Annotated in this window: 16 protein-coding genes and 1 pseudogene; 6 read left to right on the top strand and 11 right to left on the bottom strand. The window is 64.4% G+C overall.

Annotated features, from left to right (window positions below; genetic code table 11):
- The first annotated feature begins 168 nt into the window (after positions 1-168).
- Entirely contained in the window at positions 169-711 is a 543-nt protein-coding gene (gene hslV / locus F467_RS0102850; protein WP_018139854.1) for an ATP-dependent protease subunit HslV, read from the top strand.
- 45 nt (positions 712-756) lie between these two features.
- Positions 757-2,091 (top strand): ATP-dependent protease ATPase subunit HslU, encoded by a 1,335-nt coding sequence (gene hslU, locus F467_RS0102845; RefSeq protein ID WP_018139853.1) that lies wholly within the window; start codon positions 757-759, stop codon positions 2,089-2,091.
- A 439-nt stretch (positions 2,092-2,530) separates the two neighbouring features.
- On the opposite strand, the gene F467_RS0102835 is transcribed toward hslU, so the two are convergent.
- The 9 genes and pseudogenes from F467_RS0102835 to F467_RS0102795 all read right to left on the bottom strand — a co-directional run bounded on the left by F467_RS0102835 (position 2,531) and on the right by F467_RS0102795 (position 16,900).
- Positions 2,531-3,166 (bottom strand): hypothetical protein, encoded by a 636-nt coding sequence (locus tag F467_RS0102835; protein WP_018139851.1) that lies wholly within the window; start codon positions 3,164-3,166, stop codon positions 2,531-2,533.
- Positions 3,163-4,124: pseudogene (locus F467_RS0102830) on the bottom strand (hypothetical protein). Before F467_RS0102830 ends, F467_RS0102835 begins: the two are co-directional and overlap by 4 nt.
- Positions 4,121-4,735: a hypothetical protein gene (locus F467_RS0102825; protein WP_018139849.1), complete on the bottom strand. Its 615-nt coding sequence runs from the start codon at positions 4,733-4,735 to the stop codon at positions 4,121-4,123. The pseudogene F467_RS0102830 and the gene F467_RS0102825 overlap by 4 nt, the downstream one beginning before the upstream one ends.
- A gap of 97 nt (positions 4,736-4,832) precedes the next feature.
- Entirely contained in the window at positions 4,833-5,885 is a 1,053-nt protein-coding gene (locus tag F467_RS0102820; protein ID WP_018139848.1) for a hypothetical protein, read from the bottom strand.
- A gap of 548 nt (positions 5,886-6,433) precedes the next feature.
- Positions 6,434-7,858, bottom strand: a complete 1,425-nt coding sequence (locus F467_RS0102815; RefSeq protein ID WP_018139847.1) for an HlyD family type I secretion periplasmic adaptor subunit — start codon at positions 7,856-7,858, stop codon at positions 6,434-6,436.
- A gap of 8 nt (positions 7,859-7,866) precedes the next feature.
- Complete coding sequence (locus F467_RS0102810; protein WP_018139846.1) at positions 7,867-10,020, bottom strand: type I secretion system permease/ATPase; 2,154 nt, start codon at positions 10,018-10,020, stop codon at positions 7,867-7,869.
- Positions 10,021-10,158: 138 nt separating this feature from the next.
- The gene (locus F467_RS0102805) at positions 10,159-14,172 is read right to left on the bottom strand and encodes a calcium-binding protein (protein ID WP_018139845.1); all 4,014 of its coding nucleotides are present in this window, start codon (positions 14,170-14,172) and stop codon (positions 10,159-10,161) included.
- A 449-nt stretch (positions 14,173-14,621) separates the two neighbouring features.
- Entirely contained in the window at positions 14,622-15,269 is a 648-nt protein-coding gene (locus F467_RS0102800) for a hypothetical protein (RefSeq protein ID WP_018139844.1), read from the bottom strand.
- A 272-nt stretch (positions 15,270-15,541) separates the two neighbouring features.
- Positions 15,542-16,900 (bottom strand): calcium-binding protein, encoded by a 1,359-nt coding sequence (locus F467_RS0102795; protein WP_018139843.1) that lies wholly within the window; start codon positions 16,898-16,900, stop codon positions 15,542-15,544.
- 444 nt (positions 16,901-17,344) lie between these two features.
- Between F467_RS0102795 and F467_RS0102790 the strand changes: the two genes are divergently transcribed.
- From F467_RS0102790 to ubiB, 4 genes are read left to right on the top strand one after another with little or no spacing between them, the layout of a single operon-like run.
- Positions 17,345-17,710, top strand: coding sequence for a gamma-butyrobetaine hydroxylase-like domain-containing protein (locus F467_RS0102790; protein ID WP_018139842.1), 366 nt, complete (start codon positions 17,345-17,347; stop codon positions 17,708-17,710).
- A gap of 2 nt (positions 17,711-17,712) precedes the next feature.
- On the top strand, positions 17,713-18,462 hold the full coding sequence (ubiE, locus tag F467_RS0102785) for a bifunctional demethylmenaquinone methyltransferase/2-methoxy-6-polyprenyl-1,4-benzoquinol methylase UbiE (RefSeq protein WP_018139841.1): 750 nt from the start codon (positions 17,713-17,715) through the stop codon (positions 18,460-18,462).
- Positions 18,463-18,480: 18 nt separating this feature from the next.
- A complete protein-coding gene (locus F467_RS0102780; RefSeq protein ID WP_018139840.1) occupies positions 18,481-19,104 on the top strand; it encodes an SCP2 domain-containing protein in 624 nt (207 codons plus the stop codon).
- On the top strand, positions 19,104-20,789 hold the full coding sequence (gene ubiB, locus F467_RS0102775; RefSeq protein WP_018139839.1) for a ubiquinone biosynthesis regulatory protein kinase UbiB: 1,686 nt from the start codon (positions 19,104-19,106) through the stop codon (positions 20,787-20,789). Before F467_RS0102780 ends, ubiB begins: the two co-directional genes overlap by 1 nt.
- 142 nt (positions 20,790-20,931) lie before the next feature.
- Here ubiB and odhB read toward each other — a convergent pair whose 3' ends face one another.
- A complete protein-coding gene (gene odhB / locus F467_RS0102770; RefSeq protein ID WP_018139838.1) occupies positions 20,932-22,251 on the bottom strand; it encodes a 2-oxoglutarate dehydrogenase complex dihydrolipoyllysine-residue succinyltransferase in 1,320 nt (439 codons plus the stop codon).
- Between the two features lie 28 nt (positions 22,252-22,279).
- The gene (locus tag F467_RS0102765) at positions 22,280-25,078 is read right to left on the bottom strand and encodes a 2-oxoglutarate dehydrogenase E1 component (protein ID WP_018139837.1); all 2,799 of its coding nucleotides are present in this window, start codon (positions 25,076-25,078) and stop codon (positions 22,280-22,282) included.
- Positions 25,079-25,126: the final 48 nt, after the last annotated feature.

Raw genomic sequence — 25,126 nt, 5'->3', positions numbered from 1 at the left:
CCGGGCGGGGAACCAACAGCAACGACCGGGACCCAACCGCTTCCGGACCGCAAAAACCTCGGACGTCGGCACAACCTGACCCCCTAGTGCCTGCGAGCAGCCCCTGGCGGTCTCGCAATGCAGCAAGGCGGGCGGCCGGCCCCGACCGCAGCACAAAGGAGAGCGCCCGTGGAACAGTTTCGCGGCACCACCATCGTCTGCGTCCGCAAGGACGGCGCCGTCACCCTCGGAGGCGACGGCCAGGTATCGCTTGGCAACACCGTGATGAAGGGCAATGCGCGCAAGGTGCGCCGCGTCTACCACGACCGCATCCTGGCTGGCTTTGCCGGCGGGACGGCCGATGCCTTCACCCTGTTCGAGCGCTTCGAGGGCATGCTGGAGAAACACTCCGGCAACCTCACCCGCTCCGCGGTCGAGCTGGCCAAGGACTGGCGAACCGACCGCGCCCTGCGCCGGCTGGAGGCCCTGCTGGCCGTGTCCGACCGCGAGAACTCCTTCGTGATCTCCGGCAACGGCGACGTAATCGAACCGGAAAACGCGCTGATCGCGATCGGCTCCGGCGGCCCCTATGCCCAGGCCTCCGCCCAGGCCCTGCTGCAGAACACCGACCTGTCGGCCCGCGACATCGTGGAGAAGTCGCTAAACATCGCCGCCGACATCTGCGTGTACACCAATCACAACCTCACGCTGGAGAGCCTGGACGCGGAATAACGCGCCCGGCCCCGCACGAACGATTCGACCAAGGCCCCTTTTGCCATGACCGACATGACCCCCCGCGAGATCGTCCAGGAACTGGACCGTTACATCATCGGCCAGGACGAGGCCAAGCGCTCCGTCGCCATTGCCCTGCGCAACCGCTGGCGCCGCCGCCAGCTGCCACCGGAGCTGCAGCCGGAGGTCACCCCCAAGAACATCCTGATGATCGGCCCGACCGGCGTCGGCAAGACCGAGATCGCCCGACGCCTGGCCAAGCTCGCCCGCGCGCCGTTCATCAAGATCGAGGCGACCAAGTTCACCGAGGTCGGTTATGTCGGCCGCGATGTCGAATCGATCATCCGCGACCTCGCCGAGGCCGCGGTCAAGCAGCTGCGCGACGAGGCCATCAAGGAAAACCGCGTCAAGGCCGAAGACGCGGCGGAGGAGCGCATCCTCGATGCCCTGCTACCGCGCCCGCGCAACGCCGGCTTCACCGAATCCGCGCAAGACGACTCCAACAGCGACACCCGCCAGAAACTGCGCAAGCGCCTGCGCGAGGGCGACCTGGACGAGCGCGAGATCGACATCGAGGTGCAGCAGAACCCGCACGGCGTAGAGATCATGACCCCGCCGGGCATGGAGGAGATGGCCAGCCAGCTGCAGTCGATGTTCCAGAACATTGGCGGCCAGAAGACCCGCTCGCGCCGGCTGCAGATCGCCGAGGCCCGCAAGCTGCTGATCGAGGAAGAGGCCGCGCGCCTGATTAACGAAGAAGAGCTGAAGCTCCAGGCGATCGACCGCGTCGAACAAAGCGGCATCGTCTTTCTCGACGAGATCGACAAGGTCGCCAAGGGCAGCGACAAGGGCAGCAGCGGCGAGGTCTCGCGCGAGGGCGTGCAGCGCGACCTGCTGCCTCTGATCGAGGGCACCACCGTCTCCACCAAGCTGGGCATGGTGCGCACCGACCACATCCTGTTCATCGCCTCCGGCGCCTTCCACCTGTCCAAGCCGTCCGACCTCGTGCCGGAGCTGCAGGGCCGACTCCCGATCCGCGTCGAACTGGGCCCGCTGTCGGTGGACGCCTTCGTGCGCATCCTGACCGAACCCACCGCCTCGCTGACCGAGCAGTACACCGAGTTGATGAAGACCGAAGGCGTGGAACTGCGCTTCGAGGAAGACGGCGTCCGCCGCCTCGCCGAGATCGCCCATGACGTGAACGCGCGCACCGAGAACATCGGCGCCCGCCGCCTGCACACCGTGCTGGAACGCCTGCTGCAGGACGTCGCCTACCGCGCCCCGGACGTCGACGGCGCCGTCGTAGTCGACCGCAGCTTCGTCGACGAACGCCTCGGCGACCTGGTCGAAAACGAAGACCTCTCGCGCTACATCCTCTAAAGCCCGGCCCTGCCGACCGTCCCCCACCCCGAGCGGCAGGGTCAACAAGTTCACGCCGGGGACGCTGGCGAGTTTGGGTCGCCTCCATCCACTCCCCGCGTGGCGTGGGGCCACAGGGCGACACCATCAGCAGAATGGTGGCGGCCTTCAGCGCCCATTTCACGGCATGTTCAACCCTCCCCGAAATAGGCGCGGTTCGTTACGCATGAACCGGCCGGCGAAACACAAACAGGGCACGGACCATATACGGCGTCACAAGCGGGGCCAGCAAGATCAGACCTGCGTAGGACATCCGCGCCCCCAGGCCAGCGCGTCTACGGGACCCAAGAATGATCAGGCTGGAAGGGGCCGCCCAGACAAAAAGAAAAGACAGCCATAGCGAAAAGTAAGCCACTGTGCACATGGACAATTACCTTCCTGGATCCGCTAGCAAGCGAGGTCAACCAACGCGGGCGGCCCTGAGAAGCCTTGGAATCTCGGCGGTCATCGAGAGATGGACCCCGATGAAGGAACCGCAGAACAAGGCCAGCGGCACCCAGACAGTCGCAACACCCATCTCTGTCTCGAAAAACAAACCGTAATGCCGGTACGATCGCTCACTCGGGCTCGAAACCGCCTCCAGATCGGAAGAAAGGACGAAAAAGGCAACGGCGTAGTACACGATGGGCACCGCGACGAGGATAACCCCCTGCCTAAAGATCCCCTCTTGAAGAAAATTGACTGCCATGCCGAAGATCGATCCGCGGCGATTACAGCAGGCTACCAGCGCAGCAGTAGCGACCACCAAGACGAAAAACACCACAAATACGTACGGCATCTGTGCGCGAAGGCCGTAGGAGCTGTTCGTGAACCCACGCGCGGCGGGAACATGCTCCCATAGCCAGCCCGCCGGAGAGGCCAGCCAGAATGGAGGCGCTACAGGGTCCATGTAATAAAGGATGTAGACGAGGACCCCTTCGGCGAGAAGCGCGAACGCACCCATTGCCATCAGGGCGTACCGCCAACGACGGGCCTCAGCATCTGTCGGCCCGGGGTATTTCGTCAGCAGCTCGATGAGCGATTCACGAACGCTCACGGGCCCTCTTCTGCGTTCTCCATCGGGTCCACCAAGGCCCAGAATGAGATCGCGCACGGCCACCTTTATTTCGCGCCACGCGACAAGCTTGTCGCGTGGAAACCGAAACGCTACGCGGCCCCCCCCATTCAGGAATGGTGAACTTATAGCGGCATGTATGAATAAGATCGGGATTCGCCGTACTCCCGGCCCGGCATTGGAAATAGTCGGTCACAACACCGTCGACGTCACCCTTCCAATAAAGAGTCTGGTTCCATAACTCGAGCTTATCTGTCCCTGGACCCACAGGCTGCGCCCACTGGAGCCCGGTTTCGGGGTCGCGCCCCCTCATTTCATACCGAACGTTTTTCAGATGTTTGTAACGCCCCTTCTCATCATTCCACTCATGAGTGATGCGCTCACCCTCGTCGAATCTCTGCATGACTCCTCGAAGGGCGGGGGCCCAATCACCGCGCTCACGGAGAAGTTCATACGAAAACTGGCCATCGCGACGAAAGTCGGAAATCGCCACCACGCCGATTAACAGCCAGACGTCGCCATCAGGGTCATCCCTGGTCCAGAAGCTGGACTGTGTCTCCGGGCTTCTCGGGACCATGTCTGGCCAGCGAACGTATAGGGAGAAGGCCTGCGCATCGTCCTCGAAGGTGCGCTCATCGGGCTTCGGTGTATCCGGACTTCGTGGCGCCCAGGCGCTCTGATCCTTGTACTCGATGCCGACCAGAGAAAGGTAATTGGAGGGAATCGCAATCGGCACGCCGTTGATGTTGGCCTTGCGGATCGGAGGCGAAAATTCCTGGATCTCGAGCCGTGGCGGTTCGCCATAGATTTCGTGCAGGGCGTCGAACACCCCCAACTCGGAGAGCCAGGGCCGCGCGAGGCCCGACCACAGGGCGGAGCCCGCCAGCCAGATCGCCACCAGGACGACCACAATCAGGGCCAGCCGGCCGGCGCCACTCATGCGCCCCGTCCCCGGTTCTTCCCGCTCGCCGAAAACGAACCGCTCGCCAGGGTTCCCAGCATAAAGAGCCACGCGGAAGCCATCGTCGTGGATAAGTACAGCACGAAAAAGAGGGAGGTCGCCGCGACCGCCGGAATCTCAAACAGAGGATCAAGGTTTTCGGTCATGCGACCCGATGGACCAGGCCCTGCCGCTGGCAGGACGGCATACAGCTGGGCGAAGACGACAAACGCAAAAAACGCAAAGAACGAGGTGAGCGATCCAATCAGCTTCAGAAGCGCCATGCCGGAAGGCCGCTCGGGGCGTACGGATCTGGACATCTTGAAAAACAGGTAAACGAACAGAAACGGCTGAAATGCGATGGCTGCCGCCAAGGCTGCCCGGATGCCCTCGGTGTCCCGACGGGATTCAGCGATCGTGTCGATCATGGGAAGCCCGCCGGCAACCCCGTCAGAAAGCCACCGAACGGCCGTAGCGATGCCTGCATCCCCTGCGAGACCCACCTGCGAAACCAGGACCGTCACAACCAGAGGCACCCAGAACACGAGGCCAAAGGCTCCGAGCTTTTGGTAATTGAAAAAGGGCTTGGGCGGCTTCGCCTGACGTGTCATGAGTCCACGCCCCGATTCTGCGCCCGGATCACGAGGACGGGGTCGATAGTGAAACGGGATAGCCGATCACGGGGGATGGTAAAACATGCGGAAGGCCTCATGACGCGTCACCCTTGACCGAAAGGGAGTCCAGGAGCTGTCGAACCTCGCGATCTATCCGCTGCCAGCCCGGAAGGTGCTCGAGGCTGAAGCGATAGGTCAATGCGAGATCGTCGCGAAAGGCGGTCATGGCCATGCATTCAGAAGCGGGCTGCTCGCCTGGCGAGGTACACCGGATTACAAGGTCCTTTGATGCGTCCTCGGGGACAAAAAATGACGACGAACCCGGGGCCTTCGGGCCGCTCTCCTGTGGAGCGGTCTCGAACATAACGAGGCCATCATCGGATGTCCGGCCGCCCTGCGGGTTCTCCCTTGCAAGCCGCCCCATCGGGCCAATAAACCGGGGAGGCGGTTCGTTCAAGAGCATGATTTCCACCCGATCTCCCAGGGCGTCGTCACCCCGGGTCCAGCGATCCCGGTCTTCGTGGTGATAAGGCCGCAAATCCGGCAGGAGAGTGCTCAACGGGAGGGTCGCCGGTTCATGTCGCCCCTCTCCGGGGCGCGGCCAGTGGCCCAGCTCTTCATGGACAAAGTAGAAAAACCGCACCGGCACATCGAACTTGTGGCCTGACAAGTCGAAGTGCGCCGTTGCGACCTTCAGGTGAATCCGGCCCGCATAGTCATTGAGCATGCGCGAGACCGGGTTCTCCGTGAGGACGACCAGCACCAGCAGGGCTACGAGGGCCAGCTCCAGCCGCCAGTAGCGAAACGTAAGGCGGAAGCTGCGCGGTGTAGGGTCGGCGGGCGCGCCCGTCTCCAACCGCACTGGGTGACGCCGCCGAAACCACCAGACGACCATCAGCGGGATGCCAATGAACGCGAACAGGGCCAACGGCGGTCCCGCGGACATCTCGCGCGCATACTCTTCCAGAAGAAGCATGAACCCCAACATCATGGCCACCGGCAGGGCCAGTACGAGCAGGGCATAGCCGATCCTGACGACAGCCGACGCGCGACGGACGGCCACCAACATCCCAATGGCCGCAACAATGGCAACCGCCATCGGAATCAGGGCGATGAGCACTGATCCCATCAGGCCGACGACGTTCACAGGGCAATCCTGGACCGAGGTAGGCACCCGAAACGCGGCCCCAGAACGTCTACGTGCCGAAGACAGACGCGTGCAAGCATGGGCGCACGAAAGACAATGGGGGCTGCGAGATCGAGGCGTGCCTGTGCGGCGAACGCGCCAGTCCGTGGCGAGGTCATGGACATTCCCTTTCCATGAGTAAGGCTGCAGATGCTGAGTGGCCTTTCAATCCGTGTCAAGGCACGCCCTGGTATGTCGCCCCGAAGGGCACAACTCACGCCAATCGCAGATGTGCCCAGCCGCACAGTCATCGTGTGGTTCGGTGAGGGCGGCTTCGCTCCTGTTTCCACGACCTTCTCTGGACCATGTATCGTGCATTGGCTGAAGGAAGGATGCGGGAACCGTTCCAGGCAGCAATTCCCGTTGGCGTCAACGAATCAACCCGAACATTACTTGTGTTCAAGAAATCCCTTCAGATTGACACCAAGGGAGTTTGCAAGCGTTCCGTTAACATCAACCCAGGTTGTTTCCCATCCACCCCGAATTACGGGTAACAAGCAGCGCTGGCCTCAGCGTTCGTTCAGGCTTTCGCGTGCAGCGCGCAGCAGCGGCGCCAGGAAATACTCGATGATCCGGCGGTAGCCGGTCTTGATCTCGACGGTGGCCATCATCCCCGGGGCGATGCGGACATCCTCGCCATGAACGTCCACGGTGTCCTTTTCCAGACGCACACGCACCACGAACACGAGGCCCTGGTGTTCATCCTGTACCGCGTCCTGCGATACGTCCGTGACCACGCCATCGATCGTGCCGTAGCGGGTGTAGGGGAAAGTCTGAAGTTTCACCTCGGCCTCCTGGCCGGCCCGCACGAACCCGATGTCCTTGTTGGGCAGGGTAGCCTCGACTTCCACTGCGCCATCCTCGGGGACCACGACCATGAGCGGACTGGCGGGCTCGACGACACCACCCACCGTATGCACGGCCAGTTGTTCCACTGTTCCATCCACGGGGGCACGCAAGCGTGTCAGGTCATCCAGACGGCGGGCCTTGATCAGTTCCTGGCGCAGGGATTCGGCATCCGATCGTGCCCGGTGCAGGGTATCCAGCGCCTCGCGACGACTCTCCGCCTGCAAGGCCTTTCGCTGCTCCCGGACCTCATGGAGTGCCGCTTCGGCCTCGGCGAGACGGGCCCGCTGGGCGGCTAGCTGGTGCGTCGTCTCAATGTAGTTCTGTTCCAGCTCCAGCTGCTCGTGCGCGGCGGCCATGCCCTGGTCGGACAGCTGCCGCAGATCCTCGCTGCGGCGCCGGATAATCGGGATGGTGTTTTCCAGGCTGATCACCATCGCGCGCGTGGCTTCCATCTCCTGTTCGCGGCGCGCGGTTTCCGCATTCAGTTGCTGGATGCGCGCCCGGTAGTGATGGACATGCCCGACCAGCACGCGCTCCTCGATCTGCCGGGCGTCTTCCGGGACGGGGTGGTCGGTGTTCAGGAGCGGGATGCCCGCGTCGTTCTCGAGGGCTTCCAGAAAGGCTTCCGACCGGGCGGCCGCCAGACGCGCGGACCGATATTCAACGCCCAGGCGTTCCAGATCGGCGCCGGGCAAGGTCGGGTCCAATTCGACGAGGATTTCTCCCGCCTGCACGCGCTGCCCGTCACGAACGTGGATGGCATGCACGCTGGCGGTTTCGGTCGCCTGGATGGTCTGGGTGCGACCATCGGGCACCACGCGGCCCTCCGCGACCGCAACGATGTCCATCTGCCCGAGCGTGGCCCAGATCACCGTGAGTACGGCCAGCAGCACGATTACGCCCATGATCACCCGCGGTAGGGGGTGGATCGGCGTTTCCTGCAGCGACATCGCCGCGGGCAGGAACTCCTGCTCGTAGGGCTGTCGCCGGGGCGGATCCATTTCCCGGCGACGGGCCCACGCACGCGCGAACACCCGCCGGTAGCGGCCGCCGATGTCACCCCAGGCCTGGCGCGGCATCCCCATGGGTCACCTCACTCGCGCTGCAGGCTCAGCAGGCCGGCATAGATCCCGCCCGGCCGCTCGGCCAGTTCGTCGTGCGAGCCCGATTCGACAATCTGCCCATGATCCATCGCGATGATGCGGTCGGCCCTGCGCACGGCACTCAGGCGGTGGGCAATGATGATAACCGTCCGCCCGCGAGCGATCCGCTCCATGTTCTGCTGGATGACCCGTTCCGACTCGTAGTCCAGTGCGCTGGTGGCCTCGTCAAAAATCAGGATACGCGGGTCATTCATCAGTGCACGGGCTATCGCGATGCGCTGACGCTGCCCGCCGGAGAGGCTCGAGCCGTGCTCGCCAACCGTTGTGTCGTATCCCTCCGGTGTTTCCAGAATGAAGTCATGTGCGCCTGCCAGCCGGGCGGCGGTCATTACCTGCTCCAGCGGGGCGCCGGGGCTGGCCAGGGCGATGTTCTCGCGAATACTGCGATTGAACAGCATGTTCTCCTGTTGCACGACCCCGATCTGCCGGCGTAGCGAACTGATCTCGGCGACCGCGAGATCGGTGCCATCGACCAGAACACGCCCGCGCTCCGGGACATACATGCGGGCAATCAGCTTCGCCAGCGTGCTCTTGCCGGAACCCGAGCGGCCGACCACTCCAATCACCTGGCCAGGGGGAATCTCCAGACTCACACCACGCAGGACCTCGGGCCCGTCGGGGCGATAGCGGAAATGCACCTGGTCGAACTCGATCCTTCCCTCCAGCCGCGGCAGGCTGCTGCGGTTGGCAAAGGAGGACTCCGTGGGCGCATTGAGGATGTCGCCCAGACGCTGCATGGAAATCCCGACCTGCTGGAAGTCCGTCCACATATTGGCCAGGCGCATGATCGGCTGGGCGACCCGAGCGGCCAGCATGTTGAAGGCAATGAGCTGACCAACGGTCAGATCCCCCTCGATCACCAGAAGCGCACCCAGCCACAGCGTGCCCACGGTCACCAGTTTGCCCACCAGCGAGATCAGCTCGCGCGCGATGGTCGACAGACGGGTGGTGCGAAGCCCGGCGGATACATAGCCGGAAAGCTGTTCATCCCACTTCTTGGTGGTCTGCGGCTCCACCGCCATCGACTTGAGCGTGTCGATGCCGTTGATGCTCTCGACCAGAAAGGCCTGGTTCTCCGCCCCGCGGTTGAACTTCTCGTGCAGGCGCGCCCGCAGCGGCGGCGTGATCAGCACGGAGATCAGCACGTACAGCGGCAACGAGGCGAGGACGATCAGTGTCAGCCAGCCGCTGTAAAACAGCATGACCGCGATGAAGACCACGGAGAAGAAGAGATCGAGCAATAACGTGAGCGCGTTGCCCGTCAGGAATTCGCGGATGTTCTCCAGCTCCCGCACGCGCGCCACCGAATCGCCCACACGCCGCGATTCGAAATACCCCATGGGGAGGTTGATCAGGTGCCGGAACAGACTGGCCCCGAGCTCGACGTCGATGCGGCTGGCCGTGTGCGCCAGCACATAGCTACGCAGGCCGGACAGCACCACTTCGAACACCATGACCGCCAGCAACCCGATGGCCAAGACGTCCAGCGTGGTCAGGCTGCGGTGCACCAGCACCTTGTCCATCACCACCTGGAAGAACAGGGGTGTGACCAGCGCGAAGATCTGCAGGAAGAACGAGGCCAGCAGCACCTCGCCCAGCAGCTTTCGGTGCTTGACCAGCGCGGGCACAAACCAGGTGAAGTCGAACTTGCCAAGCTCGGCTGTCAGCGAGGCCCGCGAGGTAAACAGGATCAGATCCCCCGTCCACAGCTCTTCCAGCGCCTCGCGCGTGATGCGGTCGGCGCGCCCACGACCGGGGTGCTGGACCAGCACATCCTGCTCCCCGGCGCGCGCCAGCACAAAGAAGCGCCCGTCCACGGCCTGCGCAATCGCTGGCAGCGGCGTACGATCGAGGCGCGAAAGCGTGGTCCGCACCCGCTTGGCCTTCAGGCCCAGGTGCCGGGCACCGCGCAGGATGTGGTCGCCATCGAACGGCTGCCCATCCGGCGCGAACTCGTGGCGCAGCTGTGCCGGGTTGGCGGCCACGCCATGATACTGCGCCAGCATCGCGAGCGCGGTCAGTCCCGTGTCGATGGCCCCGTTCTCGCTGTGCGAGTCCGGGGCCGCCTTCCCTGGCGAATCCATGCTGCCTCACTGTTATGCCAACGGCATCCTGCCGCTGGCATGCAAAAAGCGGCGGCCCCGTGTCGCGGGCCGCCGGATGTCCTGTGTAGAAAGTGGGGCCGGCGCGTAAGCGCCACCCCCCCACGAAGGGCTACTCGATCACTGCCATGCGGATGCGACGACAGGCTGTAGCTGCTCCCGGTACGCCTCGGGAATACGGCTCTCGTCGGCCCCCGGCGGATCGAATGCCGCCATGGCCTGCACCAGGTTGTTCACCTCTGATGCCGTCAGGACCTCGCCACTCGAAAGCTCGACCTGATCCAGGGTCTCGCCCTGCGGCCCGAACCAGGAGTCGACCGTGATGCGATCCTCCGTGCCGATCACCTCCACGGACAGGTCGCGCCCATCCTGTCGGAACCAGAGTTGGTCCGTCGCGATATCCTCGCCCAGGAGCAGCGTGTCCTCGCCCGGGTCGCGGGCGCGCTCCACGATGCGGTCGTGGCCATCGCCGCGTTGGAAGAAGTAGGTATCGCTGCCGGCGCCCCCGTACAGGACATTATTGCCGCGACCGCCGTGGATGAAGTTGTCGCCGCCTTCACCGCGCAGCACGTTATCGCCGTCATTGCCGATCAGGACGTTGTCGAGCTCGTTGCCCCAACCGCGATAATCGCCATCCCCGGTCAGCGTGAGATTCTCGACATGATCGGGCAGGCGGAAGTTGGTCTCCGCCTTTACGGTATCGGTGCCTCCATTCTCCTGGGCGATCACCTTGGTGCCCGGATTGCGCACCACATAGGTGTTGTCTCCGTCACCGCCATACAGGAAGTTGGCGGAGCGCCCGCCCCCGATCAGCACGTTGTTGCCGCTCACACCATAGAGGTGATTGGGGCGCTCGGTGCCGATGATGATGTTGTCCTCGTCATTACCGCGCCCCACCCGGGCGTCTCCGACCAGCGTCAGGTTCTCCACGTTGTCCGGCAGGGTGTAGTCGAACGGGCTGATCACCGTATCCGTGCCCTGGTTCGGCTTCTCGATGACCACGTCCTCCTCGCTGTTGAGGATGTAGGTATTGTCACCGCGGCCGCCAGCCATCACGTTCGCGCCGGCCACGCCGTTGAGCACGTTGTCGCCATTGTTGCCCTGGATGTAGTTGTCCAGCTCGTTGCCGGTACCGTCGATGTTGGCCGAGCCGGTGAGGGTCAGGTCCTCGATGTTGTCGGGCAGGGCATAGGTGACCGAGGAGCGGATGGTGTCGTGGCCCTCGCCGGGCTTCTCGATCACCACGTCATCCTCGCTATTGACCACGTAGATGTCGTCGCCCGCGCCCCCGATCATGATGTTGGCACCGGCGCGGCCATCGATGTAGTTGTCGCCCTCCACGCCGTTCAGCACGTTGTCGCCGGTGTTGCCGATGATCACGTTGTCGAGTTCGTTGCCCGTACCATCGAGATCCTCGCCGCCCATCAGCGTCAGGTTGTCCACGTTCTCTGGCAGGGCATAGTCGATGTAGGAGTGGACGGTGTCGTTCCCCTCGCCGTGCTTTTCGATCACCACATCCTCATCGCTGCGTACCACGTAGGTATCGTCGCCCGCGCCACCGATCATGATGTTGGCGCCGCCACGACCGTCGATGTAGTTGTTGCCCTCGACCCCGTTCAGGACGTTGTCGCCGGTGTTGCCGATGAGTTCGTTGTTCAGCTCGTTGCCGGTCCCGTGAAGATCCTCGCTGCCCTGCAGGTGCAGGTTCTCCACGTTATCCGGCAGGACGTAGTCGATATGCGACTCGACCGTGTCGTTGCCTTCGCCGGGCTCTTCGATCACCACGTCATCGGCGCTGTGCACCACGTAGGTGTTGTTGCCGCGGCCCCCGATCATGGTGTTGGCCCCCGCCACCCCGTCGAGCCGGTTGTTGCCGGAGTTGCCGATCAGAACGTTATCCAGCTCGTTGCCGGTGGCACTGATCCCGCTGCGGCCCAACAGCGTCAGGTTGTGCAGGTTGTCGGACAGGGTGAACGACGCATGCGACTGCACCGTGTTGGTCCCATCGCCCGATTCCGCGATCACCTGATCATCCCGGTGCCGCACCACGAACAGGTTGTCGCCCTCGCCACCCACCAGGACGTCGGCATCCCGGCCGCCGTGCAGCCAGTTGTCGCCGGTCCCGCCGGTCAGGATGTTCTCGCCCTCGTTGCCGACCAGGATGGCGTTCTCCTCCCCGCCGGTCAGCTCGTCACCCTCGGTCGAGCCGAGCTGCAACGCGGACAGATCGAAGCTATGACCATCGGCGAAACGAAGGGTGTTGATCCGGTGGCGCTCGGAATCGGCGCTAGCAAACCAGTTTTCGATGGTGACACTGTCGCGGCCGTTGCTGTGCGCCAGCACCAGCGAACTGCCCTCCGCACGGATGTCCAGATCGCCGGCGCGGATCTCCGGGCCGAACTCCAGCACGCTATGACCCTCATCGCCATGCATTTCGATGATGGTGTTATGACCCTGGCCCACATCGAAGCGGTAGGTGTTGTTACCAGAGCCGCCGTAGAGGATGTCGTCGCCCGAGCCCGCCTGCAGCACGTCGTCGCCATCACCGCCCAGCACCCAGTCGCCACCGGAGCCGGCGGTAAGCTCCGCCCCGTCGTTGCTCGCGAACACAATTTCGGACGCGGCCGTGCCTTCGCCGTGGGTGCGCACCCCGTCCCAGCCGAAGTCGGCCAGGGCCTCCAGCACGGCCGGGTCATCACCGGCCTGTGCGAGCCAGTCGCGCAGCAGGCCATGGCTGTCGAAGCCCATGGGTGAGAGCTGTTCGCCGGTGGCACGCTGCAGTTCCAGAAGATCCGCCACGCCACGGGCCGGGTCGGCATCGAACTGCTGGTTCAGGGCCTCCGTGGTGCCCGCGAAGTCGATACGGATGCCGTCTTCATCGAAGACCAGGTCCATCCCTTCCAGATAGGGCGCCAGGTGGGTCTGGCGCATCATCTGTGCATACATGGTGGTCTGCAGGATGTCGAAGGCCGCACGCAGCTCCCCCGAGGCCATGACCCTCGGGTTTGGACTCCCGTGCTGACGGAACTCCCGCCCCAGGAAGGCCTCCAGTGTGGCGACCTTGCGCCCGTCGATATGGGATCCCCGGCCCTCCGGGTCCACGTCACTGACGCCCGCCCACTCGTACAGCAGGCTCTCCATGCGGGCTTCGCGCGCCTTCACGTCGGTTTCGGCCATAAAGGCCTCAACCTCCCCGCGCAACTGTCCGCTCTCGTCCCGCACCAGCGCCTGATGCAGGTCATGCACCTCGCCATAGCCCATCAGGTCGGGCAGGATGGCGATGGCCTCCGGAATGTCCAGGCGCTCGCGCGCCTCGGTGATGGCCGTATCCTGGATGAACCACACGTCCGTCGCCTCGCCTTCGCGGCCGTCGGCCCACTCGAACCGCCCGATCTGACGGTGCTCGTTGCCGTGCTCGTCCACGTAGGTGGAGTTGGTGTAACCGAGGTCGATGGAGCCGATGCCGACTTCGTCGAGGGTCAGCAGCTCGCCCTCGTCGACCACACCGTTACCGTTCGCGTCCTGCCACAGGCGCAGGTCACCCCAGGCCTCGTCGCCCGGGTCGATGCGGCCGTTGCCATTGGTGTCGTGGATCGCCAGCGCCTCGAAGCCATTCATGGCTGTCACGCCTTCCTCAATCTCGCTGGCGTTACCGAACAGCTCGCTGCCGGTCTCGATCTCCTCGTTCCCGGTCAGGTCCATCGCTAGCAGCGCATCCTCCGGCCCGACCCAGCCGGTCGCCTGCGCAAATCCGTCCCCGTTATGGTCGAACTGCACCCCGGCATCCAGACCCAGCGTGGAAATGCCGTTGCCGTCCAGATCCAGGATGATGGGAGAGGCGTGGGACTCGCCGCGGTTGAAGAAGTCGCGCACGTCGTCGATGAAGGCATCGGTCCAGAAAAAGCCCCAGGCAGACCGGATCATATCCCGAACCGCATCGGCCGCAGCCTGGGCCCAGTCCACCGAATCGTCCCACGTATCGGCCACCGCCTCTTTCGTGCCCTCAAAGACACCCGCAACGCTTTCCGTGACGCTATCCCACTGATTCCCGAACCACTCGGTCGCGGCGTCAGTCTGATCATTGATCGAATTCAGATTATCACGCAGCCAATCGGTGACCCGCTCGTCTTTCAACCATTCCCCTGCAAAATGCCCAGCAATAGCACCTGCCGTCGCGGCAATGGCAGCTGTAGCTGCCGCAGGGAATACTGCGGCTAACACAACACCCGTGCCGGCGGAGACAGCCACCCCAACTGCGATGCTCGCCGCAACCTTGGCGACCTTTGACGAGTCGCCTTCCGCTGCAGCTATCCCAAGATGCATGATACTCAAAGCGCCGGCCCGCGTGTTCGAAAACGCTTTGAATGATTTCAGATCATCGTTTGACATTCCCCCAAATTTCTTCCCAACGTCTTGAAGGGAACTAAGAAATATATCGCTTGCCGATGATATGGCACTAACGACATCGGTTCCGCTTGGCGAAGAATCATCAGACTCATCAGGTGGATTAGGGGTGACAACAATATTTAACACCCCTTCATCATCATAATACCAAAGCCTATCATCATGATCTGACATACTGTTTACCTCCCTGTAAAGCGTGTATCCGGACCACGCAGAGCACGGACCACGACATCACGAAAAAACACAAGATGCTGGCCAAGTATTGCACCGATAAAACCGTACATTGGGACCCAATAAATCATTACCATGAAAGGGGTCTCTTGCATGCTCGAGAGGCCGATCTTGTCAGCGGAATGGGTCACATCAGAAGAAAACGCATATAGCCCGATATAGACGATCACTAGCATCGGGACCCAACCGAATAGCAAGCCAAATACCATCTTGGGGGAAATGCCCTCATCAAGAATCTTTATTATCCCGGCGACCACCATTCGGCGATGATTAAAGAACAGAAATGAAGCCGCAACCACAACCGAATAAGCAAATCCGATGGCGAAAATATACGGCATCTGGTCTCTGAGACTAAAATTGAAATTGGTACGTCCTTGGGCTGCAGGAACATTGGCAAGCAACCAGTCGGCCGGGATACTCAGCCAAGGGGGCGGGTTATTCACGTCCATGTGATACAGGACGTACCACAGCAAAACCTTCGCCAGCACAGCAACACCCACCAATCCCCATCGCAGACGACACCAGCGGCGATCTTGGTCGTCGGTAGACCCGGGCACACCCTCCAACCAATCAATGATGTATTGCTTCATGCCCATGCCACGCGCTCTACGGCAGGAGACAGCACCGCGAGGCCTTGAAAAACTCCAAAGGGAAGACCGAATGTCTGGCGCGAACCTTCGAGGGAAAACCAAACAGTTCGCCCTATGGGCCGCACCCGGTAAAGACGCAGAACCCCTTCCTTCGAGCTGCGCCGAGCGGCCCAACAAGCAATTCCTAGACCCGCGGGCGCTCGGCGATCTGCGAGCAAATCAGGCATCCGTCTCATGGAAATTGCGTGGCTGATCTGTTGCGACACGTTGCTCACCCTTTACGGTCTGACGCGGAATGATGGATCGGGGAGATCGATGTTCTCTCCGTCGGCAAGACGCACGGCGTGCAGGCTGTGGCGCTTGGGGTGGATGGAGCCAAACCAGTTCTGGATGCGGATGCTGTCCTCGCCGTTGCGGTGGGCGAGGACCAGTTCGTGGCCTTCCACCTGGATATCGAGGTCTTCGGCGCGGATGCCCGGAGCCACTTCGATGACGCTACGGCCGCGGTCTCCGTACATCTCGATCAGGGTGTTGTGGCCGCTGCCGACGCCGAACCGGTAGGTATTGTTGCCGGCTCCGCCGTACAGGAGGTCATCACCGGGACCGGGGTGCAGGGTGTCGTCGCCATACCCGCCGAGCAGCCAGTCCCCACCGGGTCCGGCCTTCAGCGTTGCGCCACCCTCATGCGCCACCACAATCTCGCGCGCCGCCGTGCCCTGCCCGTCGATGCGCACCGCGTCCCAGCCCAGCGCCATTAACGCGCTCTGTAGAGTTGGGTCGCTCCCCGCCTCGAGCAGCCAGTCGCGCATCAGGCGGTAGGGGTCGAAGCCCATCGCCCGCAGGCGCTCGCCGCCAGCCCGTTCAAACTCGAACAGGTCGGTCAGCCCCCGGGCCAAGTCGCGCTCGAAGGTTTCCTGCAAGTTGCTTGTTGTGTCCGAGAAGTCGAAACCGAGACCGGATGCGTTCACGCGAAAGGCGATCGCATCGAAATAGGGTGCCAGGTGCGTCTGCCGCATGAGCTGGCTGTACATCTCGGTTTTCAGGATGTCGAAGGCCTTGTGCAGCTCAGCCGCACCGCCGGGACGCGGATTCGGGCTTCCCTGCTGGCGGAAATCCCGCTCCAGAAAGGCCTCCAGAGTGGCCAGCTTGCGGCCATCGATGTTGGGCCCGCGGCCTTCCGGGTCGACGTCGGCGGCGCCGGCCCACTCGAACAGCAAGCCCTTCATGCGTGCACGACGAGCCTGCACGTCGAGCTCGTCTCGAAAGGCGTCGAGGTGTTCGCGCAAACGCCCGTTCTCGTCATGCTCCAGGGCTTTGCGAAGATCCGGCACGCGACCATAGCCCCGGAGATCCGGCTCGGCTCCGGCGGACTCCAGAAGGTCCCGACCAGAATGATCGCTAAAGGACGACGAATCCAGCTGCCGTTGAGAATCCCCGGATGCAGGATCCGGCGAGCCGTCACTCGAGGACCGCCCCATCGAGAATGAGCGGCCCGTGGCTGCGGAGTATCCTCGCTCAAACCCGTCGGCAAACTCGACCGCAAACTGGTTCATGCCGTTGCGAACATCGGGCATGTACGCGTACCCGGCACCCAGTCCGGCCAGTACCAGCAATACGGTAACCAGGGCCGGCTTCATGCGATCGCCTTCCGGGTGACCCGGGCAGTAGCAGCCCAGTTCACGTGCGCAGGGGTCGATTGCGAGGGGCACCGGCCGAAGCTGCAGGACCAAGAAGCTTCAGGTCGGTCGGATATGAAACACCCGAATACAACACGAGGGCCTGCCCATGGAATGCTGGCGAGGCCTCCGTAGCCGGACTCTTGTCGAAGTGTGGACGCGCCAATCCGTGGCGAAGTCATGGATATTCCCTTTCCATGAATATGGTTGCGGAGCCTGAAGAGATGCCGGCCGGGTGTCAAGGCAGCCGCGCGTAACCCGCCGTTCCGTCAGGCCTGCGGTGCGCGGGGAGATGCCACGCTGGCCGGCAGGGCTGGTATCCTCGCAGTCCTTTGACGATGGCCGCCTTGGGCGGTTGCGCAAGATCTTTCCGGGCTCGCCCCGACCGAGGATTCTGGAGGCCGCATGAGCAGTAAGCACCGACCCACCGATATCCAGTTGCATCAGAAGTCGCGCATCCTGGAGCTGACCTACTCCGATGGCTCGCATTTCGAGCTGCCCTGCGAGTTTCTGCGCGTGTACTCGCCCTCCGCCGAGGTGCGCGGGCACGGGCCGGGCCAGGAGGTGCTGCAGGTGGACAAGGAGGATGTGAACATCACCGGCATCGAGCCGGTCGGTAACTATGCAGTGAAGCTGGAGTTCTCCGACGGCCACGACACCGGCATCTACGACTGGGATTACCTGCACAAGCTCGGCACGGAGCAGGAAAGTCTGTGGCAGGATTACCTGGATCGGCTGAAAGAGGCCGGCCACGAGCGCAAGACGCACTGACAATGAAAGAAGAACCCGGCAAGACCCACTTCGGCTACCAGAGCGTCCCCGAGTCCGAAAAGGCCTCACGGGTCGGCGAGGTCTTCCACTCGGTCGCCTCGCGCTACGACGTGATGAACGACCTGATGTCGATGGGCGTCCATCGCATCTGGAAGCGCTACACGCTGGAGCGCACCGGCGTGCGCCCGGGCATGAAGATCCTGGACCTGGCCGGGGGTACCGGGGACCTGGCCGGGGCCTTTGCCCCACGCGTCGGGCCGAAGGGGCAGATCGTGGTCTGCGACATCAACGCCTCGATGCTGGAGGCCGGGCGCGACCGCATGCTGGACGAGGGCCACGTGGGCAACCTCGACTTCGTGCAGGCGGACGCGGAACAGCTCCCCTATCCGGATGACTACTTCGACCGCGTGACCATCGCCTTCGGCCTGCGCAACGTGACCCGCAAGGAACGCGCGCTGGCCGAGATGCGCCGGGTGATCAAGCCCGGCGGGCGCGTGCTGGTGCTGGAGTTCTCGCAGCCGATGGCACCGCTGCGCCCGATCTACGATATCTATTCGTTCAAGATGCTGCCGCTGATGGGCAAGCTGGTCGCCAACGATGCCGACAGCTACCGCTACCTGGCGGAGTCCATCCGCATGCACCCGGATCAGGAGACCCTGGCCGGCATGATGCGCGACGCCGGTCTGGAGCGCGTCGAGTACGACAACCTGACCGGCGGAATCGTCGCCCTGCATCGCGGCACAAAACTCTAGGGAGATGCGGGCCTCACCATGACCGAACCCCTCGCCCTGCCCAGCCCGCTCACGGCCTTGATCGAGGCCACGCTCAACGAGCACCTGGCGAGCGCGCCGGAGAAGGACCGCGCACGCCTGGCCGGGCGTGCAATCGCCATCGTGATCGAGCCCCCGGGGCTGGCCTTTTCGCTGGTCGGGGCCGCCGACCGGCTGCAGGTCATCGGCGGTGTCGAGGAACCGGTGGATGTGCAGCTGGCGGGATCGCCGCTGTCGCTCGCCGCGGCCATGGGCAGGGACGACCGCTCCGGGCTGACCATCACCGGTGAGGCCACCGTGCTCTCCGATCTGCAGCATGCGCTGCGCGACTCCGGGGTCGACTGGGAGGGGCTGTTCGAGCGCTTTGCCGGCGTCGGGGCCGCTGGGCCGCTGCGCCACCTGCTCGATCAGGCTCGTGGCAGTCTGCGTCACCTCGGCCGCCGCTCCGCCGAGGACACGGCCGACTATCTGCGTGACGAGCTCGAGTGGCTGCCAGCAGGCGGGGCCTTCGAGGCCTTTGCCGAGGACGTCTCCGACCTGCGCGACGGCGTCGCGCGACTGGATGCACGCCTGCACCGGCTGGAGGCCGGGGCCGCCTCCGATACCGACGACCGGCAGGCCTGATGCGCCGCGCGCTGTACCGGGGGCTGCGGCTGTGGACCATCGCGCGGGTCCTGGTGCGCTATCGCCTCGATGTCATCCTGTTTACGCTGAAGCCGCTGCGCCCGCTTAGCTTCCTGCTCTATCTCGCACCCTGGAATTGGTTTCGCCGCACCGAAGGCACACGCGGCGAGCGCATCCGCCGCGCGCTGGAAGACCTGGGGCCGATCTTCATCAAATTCGGGCAGATGCTCTCCACCCGGCGCGACCTGCTGCCGGACGACATCGCCATCGAACTGTCACGGCTGCAGGACCGGGTCCCGCCGTTCCCGAGCGACCAGGCGCGCGCACTGATCGAGTCCGAACTTGAGCGTCCGATCGAGATTGCCTTTGCCACGTTCGAGGACACCCCGATCGCCTCGGCCTCCATCGCCCAGGTGCACGCGGCCACGCTCCAGGACGGGCGCGAGGTGGTGGTCAAGGTCGTGCGCCCCGGCATCTTCAAGACCATCCGCGCGGATCTCGAGGTGATGCACCTGATCGCGGATCTGGCCGATCGCTACTGGTCCGAGGCCAAGCGCCTGCGCCCGCGCGAGGTGGTGGACGAATACGAAAAGACCGTCACCGACGAGTTGGACCTGATCCGCGAGGGCGCGAACGCCGCCGCGATCCACCGCAACTTTGAGGACAGCCACCTGCTGTACATCCCGGAGATCATCTGGGACTACACGCGCCGCAGCGTGCTGGTGATGGAGCGCATCGGCGGCATCCCGGTGGCGGATATCGCGGCACTGCGTGAACGCAACGTGGACCTGAGGCTGCTGGCCGAACGCGGAGTGGAGATCTTCTTCACGCAAGTGTTCCAGCACAACTTCTTCCACGCCGACATGCACCCGGGCAACATCTTTGTGGACGCCACCCACCCGGACAACCCGACTTATCTGGCGGTGGACTTCGGCATCGTCGGCTCGCTGCTCGACTCCGACCAGCGCTACCTGGCAGAGAATTTCCACGCCTTCTTCAACCGCGACTACCGCCGCGTGGCCGAGTTGCACGTGGAATCCGGCTGGGTGCCGAAGGACACCCGCGTGGACGAGTTCGAGGCGGCGATCCGCACCGTCTGCGAGCCGATCTTCCAGCGCCCGCTCGAGGAGATCTCCTTCGGTCAGGTCCTCCTGCGCCTGTTCCAGACGGCCCGGCGCTTCAACATGGAGGTCCAGCCGCAGCTGGTGCTGCTGCAGAAGACCCTGCTGAACATCGAGGGTCTGGGCCGCCAGCTCTATCCGCAGCTGGACCTGTGGACAACCGCCAAGCCGTTCATCGAGGACTGGATGCACGAGCGCATGGGCGTGCGCGCATTCATCCGCAATGCGCAGCAGCACCTGCCGCGTCTGCTCGCCCAGCTGCCCGAAATGCCCATGCACCTGGAAAAGGCCCTCACGGTGGAGGAACAGCGCGCCGAGCGCGACGCCGCCCTGCGCCAGCAGATCCGCGATCTTGAAGAGGGGCTGCGCCGCCAGAACCGCAGGCGGCACGAGGCCTGGGGAGGCGCGGGTCTGCTCGCCCTGGCGGGGCTGGCCACCCAGCTCGACGTGTCCACCTGGCTCGGACTGGCCTGGCCGTCCTGGCCGCTCGGCCTGGTCGGCGCCGCCATGCTGCTATTCGGGCTGCGCCCGGGCCCGTACCGCCGCCCCGTCGATCGCACCTGAACACCACAGGCAGCGTCGCCCGTTCATTCATGGGCCGTGTCGCCGCAGACAGCAGGAGGCCAGCCCTCTGGCCGATGGGGACCTGTCCATCGGCCAGAGGGCTGGCCTCCTACAGGGGGCGGGGTTCGGGGCCGACGCGGGGTCAGACGTCGAGGAGCAGGCGTGCCGGGTCCTCGATTGCGTCCTTGATCGCGACGAGGAAGCGTACGGCATCGGCGCCGTCGACCAGGCGGTGGTCGTAGGAGAGGGCGATATACATCATCGGCCGGATCACCACCTCGCCGTCCACCGCAACGGGGCGCTCCTTGATCGCGTGCATGCCGAGGATGGCGCTTTGTGGCGGGTTCACGATCGGGGTGGAAAACAGCGAGCCGAATACACCGCCGTTGGTGATCGTGAAGGTGCCGCCGCGCAGCTCGTCGATGTCCAGCTTGCCGTCGCTGGCGCGTTCCGCGAAGTCGCGGATGCGTCGCTCGATGTCGGCGACGCTGGCGTTGCCGGTATCACGCAGCACCGGCACCACCAGCCCGCGCGGCGAGGACACGGCGATGCCGATGTCGCTGAAATGGTGATAGACGATCTCCTCGCCATCCAGCGCGGCATTGATGATCGGGAAGCGCTCCAGCGCACGACTGGCAGCGGCCACGAACAAGCCCATGAAGCCCAACTTGATCGAGTGGCGCTTCTCGAAGGTCTCCTTGTAGCGCGCGCGCAGGTCCATCGCCGCGGACATGTCGATCTCGTTGAAGGTCGTCAGCATCGCGGTGGACTGCTTGGCCTCCAGCAGCCGCTCGGCGATGCGCGCACGCAGGCGCGTCATCGGGACGCGTTCGATACTGCCGGCGGACGGCGCCCGCTCGCGCTCCGGGGCACGCCCCTGAGGCGACGCCGAAGAAGGCGCCTCGCTGCGGCGCGATCGGTCCGTCTGCACTCGCTCAACGTCCTCGCGCAGGATACGGCCGTCCTCGCCCGTGCCCTCGACGTCCTCGGCCTTGAGCCCGGCCTCCTGCAACAAGCGCCGCACGGACGGGCTGGGGGGCGGGGCGGCGCCACCGGAGCCGCCTTCGGGCACAACGTTCGCGGTGTCCCGGGCCTTGCCCCTGTCCTCGGCACGGGGTGACGAGGTCTTGTCATCGGACGATTCCCGAGCAGCCGGCTGTGAAGGTATCGAGGCCTCCTCCCCTTCCGCCTCGGAGTCTTCCTCGGCCGCTTCATCGGCCGCGCCCAGGTAGGCGATCACCGCGTCGGTCTTCACGGTATCGCCCTCGCTGACCTCCAGCGCTGTCAGGGCCCCCGCAGACGGGGCGGAGACCTCGAGCACGACCTTGTCGGTCTCGAGCTCGGCGATCAGTTCATCGCGCTTGACCGTGTCGCCTGCCTTTTTGTGCAGGGCGACCACGGTCGCATCGGCAACGGACTCCGGGAGTTCGGGGACCTTGATCGGGGTGGGGTCGGGTGCCATCTCGCTTCCTTGTGCTGTGCGTCAGTGTTCAGGGCGTGGGGTGCGGGGTGTCGCGCGAGCTGATCGGGCCGAATGCCCGCTCGAGCAGATCCTTCAACTGCGCCTTGTGGACCTCCGGGTAGCCGACCGCCGGCGCGGCGGCCGGGGGTCGTGCGACCGCGTGCAGCGTCTGACCACGCACCGTCAGCAGTGGATTGATGCGCGGCGCCAGGAATCCCAGATAGCCCTGATTTTCCGGCTCGTCCTGCACCCAGACGAACTCCTCCGCGTGTGGGTAGCGCCCCAGCAGTTCGGTCAGGCGCTCCTCGGGGAACGGGTAGCTCTGCTCCAGGCGCAGGATTGCGACATCCCAGTGCTGGCCCTCGGACTGGCTTGTAGCCAGGTCATAGTAGATGCGGCCACTGGTCAGCAGCACCCGCTTGACGGCCTTGGGGTCCTCAATGCGCGCATCGTCGATCACCGTCTGGTACTGCCCGTGCGCCAGCGCCTCGAGATCGGAGACCGCATCCTGGTGCCGCAGCAGGCTCTTCGGCGTCATCACGATGAGCGGCTTGCGATAGGGGCGCACCATCTGCCGACGCAGCAGATGGAAGATCTGCGCGGGCGTGGTCGGCACACAGACCTGCATGTTCTCCTGAGCCGCCAGTTGCAGGAAGCGCTCGGGCCGGGCCGAGGAATGCTCCGGGCCCTGACCCTCGTAACCATGCGGCAGCAGCAGCGTCAGCCCGCACAAACGGCCCCATTTCTGTTCGCCGGAGGAGATGAACTGGTCGATCACCACCTGCGCGCCGTTCACGAAGTCACCGAACTGCGCCTCCCAGACCACCAGGGCCTCCGGCGCGGCCGTTGCATAGCCGTACTCGAATGCGAGCACGCCTTCCTCGGACAGCAGCGAATCGATGACCAGGAAGCGCGGATGATCCGGGTCCAGCCGACGCAGCGGCACCAGCGCCTTCCCTGTCTCCTGGTCGTGCAACACCGCGTGGCGGTGGAAGAATGTGCCGCGCCCGGAGTCCTGGCCGGACAGGCGAATACGGTAGCCATCCTGGATCAGCGTGCCGTAGGCCAGCGTCTCGGCCGCGCCCCAGTCCAGCAGCTGATCGCCCGCGGCCATCGCCCGGCGGGCGTCGAGGATCTTCTGCACGCGCGGGTGGACCTGAAAGCCCTCCGGCGGTGTCGAGAGCTGGTCGAGCATACGCGACAGGCGCGCGCTCTCCACGCCCGTCTCCACGTCCTGATCCCAGGTCTGGTTCACATAGGGCGCCCAGTTGGTTGTGGTGCCATGCCCGTCGTCGTGCAGCGACAGGGCCACGGGCTCGCCGGCATCCAGGCGGGCGCGATAGGCCTCGACCGCCTCGTCCTGGGCCTTCTCTTCGGTCAGCCCGGCCTCGATCAGTGAGCGCGCGTATAGCTCGCGGGTGGTCGGCAGGTCGCGGATACGGCGGTACATGTGCGGCTGCGTGGCGGCCGGCTCGTCGGCCTCGTTGTGTCCTTGGCGGCGGTAGCAGACCAGGTCGATCACCACGTCCTTGCCGAAGCGCATGCGGTAATCCAGCGCGACCTGGGTGACAAACACCACAGCCTCGGGATCGTCGCCGTTCACGTGCAGGATCGGCGCGTTCACCATTTTGGCGACATCGGTCGCGTAATGCGTCGAGCGGGCGTCTTTCAGGGTCGATGTGGTAAACCCGACCTGGTTGTTCACCACCACGTGCACCGTGCCCTTGGTGGAAAACCCCCGGGTCTGGGACATGTTCAGGGTTTCCATGACCACGCCCTGGCCGGCGAACGCGGCATCGCCATGGATCACCACGGGCATCACCCGGTTGCCCTTCCGATCGGCTATGCGGACCTGGCGGGCGCGCACCGAGCCCTCGACGACGGGCGTCACGATCTCCAGATGCGAGGGGTTGAACGCCAGCGCCAGATGGACCGGACCGCCGGGCGTCTCGACATTCGAGGAGAAGCCCATGTGGTACTTGACGTCCCCGGTGCCACGATCGTCGCGCGGGCGGCCCTCGAACTCGCCGGCCAGATCCGCGGGGGCCTTGCCGAACAGGTTGACCAGCACGTTCAGGCGCCCGCGATGCGCCATGCCCAGCACGACCTCCTGCAGCCCGCGCGCACCGCCGCGCTGGACCAGGGCATTCAATAGCGGAATCAGGCTCTCCGCGCCTTCCAGGGAGAAGCGCTTCTGTCCGACATAGCGCCGGTGCAGATAGCGCTCCAGCCCCTCGGCCGCCGTCAGGCGCTCGAGGATGGCCAGCCGCGTCTCGTCGCCAAAGCCGAAGTGGCCATGGGCCGACTCCAGCCGCTCCTGCAGCCAGCGTTTTTCCTCGGTCGCCGCGATGTGCATGTATTCGGCACCGATGCTCGCGCAGTAGGTCTCGCGCAGCACCCGCTCGATCGTGTCCAGCGACACCGGGCCCTCGATGAACAGGGAACCGGGATCGAACAGGATCTCCGGGCCGACCCGGTCCAGCCCGTGATACCCCCGACTCAGCTCCACCGGCGGCTCGGGGGCCTCCCGCTCCAGCGGATCCAGACGCGCCCCGAAGTGGCCCAGGTAGCGATAGGAGTTGATGAACTGAAGCACCCGGATCTGCAACTGCTCATGGGCCAGATCCGGGCGATCGGTCGAACGACGCCGTTCCAGCCGCGGCGCACCCTCCAGCGAGCGGAAGTAGTCGGCCCAGGCCGGCGGCACCGACTCCGGGTCCTCGCGGTAGCGTTCCAGCAGGGTCTCGGCGAAAAGCAGGTTGTCCGGGTGCAGCTCCTGTCCGGAGACCGGCGTATCCAGCCGGTGCAGCGAGGGCATGTCATTCATTCGCGATGTTCCGATTGCGCGTGCGCGGTGTTGTTACTTGGGACCGTT

This window comes from Thioalkalivibrio sp. ALJ12, assembly GCF_000378305.1.
Classification (GTDB): domain Bacteria; phylum Pseudomonadota; class Gammaproteobacteria; order Ectothiorhodospirales; family Ectothiorhodospiraceae; genus Thioalkalivibrio.
This window is presented reverse-complemented; position numbering and strand designations above follow the sequence as displayed.

Coding starts and splice junctions, on each gene's coding strand:
- odhB (WP_018139838.1), bottom strand. CDS start 22,251: ATGGCACCCGACCCCACCCCGATCAAGGTCCCCGAACTCCCGGAGTCC.
- F467_RS0102810 (WP_018139846.1), bottom strand. CDS start 10,020: ATGGATTCGCCAGGGAAGGCGGCCCCGGACTCGCACAGCGAGAACGGG.
- F467_RS0102780 (WP_018139840.1), top strand. CDS start 18,481: ATGACCGAACCCCTCGCCCTGCCCAGCCCGCTCACGGCCTTGATCGAG.
- F467_RS0102765 (WP_018139837.1), bottom strand. CDS start 25,078: ATGAATGACATGCCCTCGCTGCACCGGCTGGATACGCCGGTCTCCGGA.
- F467_RS0102800 (WP_018139844.1), bottom strand. CDS start 15,269: ATGGGCATGAAGCAATACATCATTGATTGGTTGGAGGGTGTGCCCGGG.
- F467_RS0102825 (WP_018139849.1), bottom strand. CDS start 4,735: ATGACACGTCAGGCGAAGCCGCCCAAGCCCTTTTTCAATTACCAAAAG.
- F467_RS0102795 (WP_018139843.1), bottom strand. CDS start 16,900: ATGAAGCCGGCCCTGGTTACCGTATTGCTGGTACTGGCCGGACTGGGT.
- hslU (WP_018139853.1), top strand. CDS start 757: ATGACCGACATGACCCCCCGCGAGATCGTCCAGGAACTGGACCGTTAC.
- ubiB (WP_018139839.1), top strand. CDS start 19,104: ATGCGCCGCGCGCTGTACCGGGGGCTGCGGCTGTGGACCATCGCGCGG.
- ubiE (WP_018139841.1), top strand. CDS start 17,713: ATGAAAGAAGAACCCGGCAAGACCCACTTCGGCTACCAGAGCGTCCCC.
- F467_RS0102790 (WP_018139842.1), top strand. CDS start 17,345: ATGAGCAGTAAGCACCGACCCACCGATATCCAGTTGCATCAGAAGTCG.
- F467_RS0102815 (WP_018139847.1), bottom strand. CDS start 7,858: ATGGGGATGCCGCGCCAGGCCTGGGGTGACATCGGCGGCCGCTACCGG.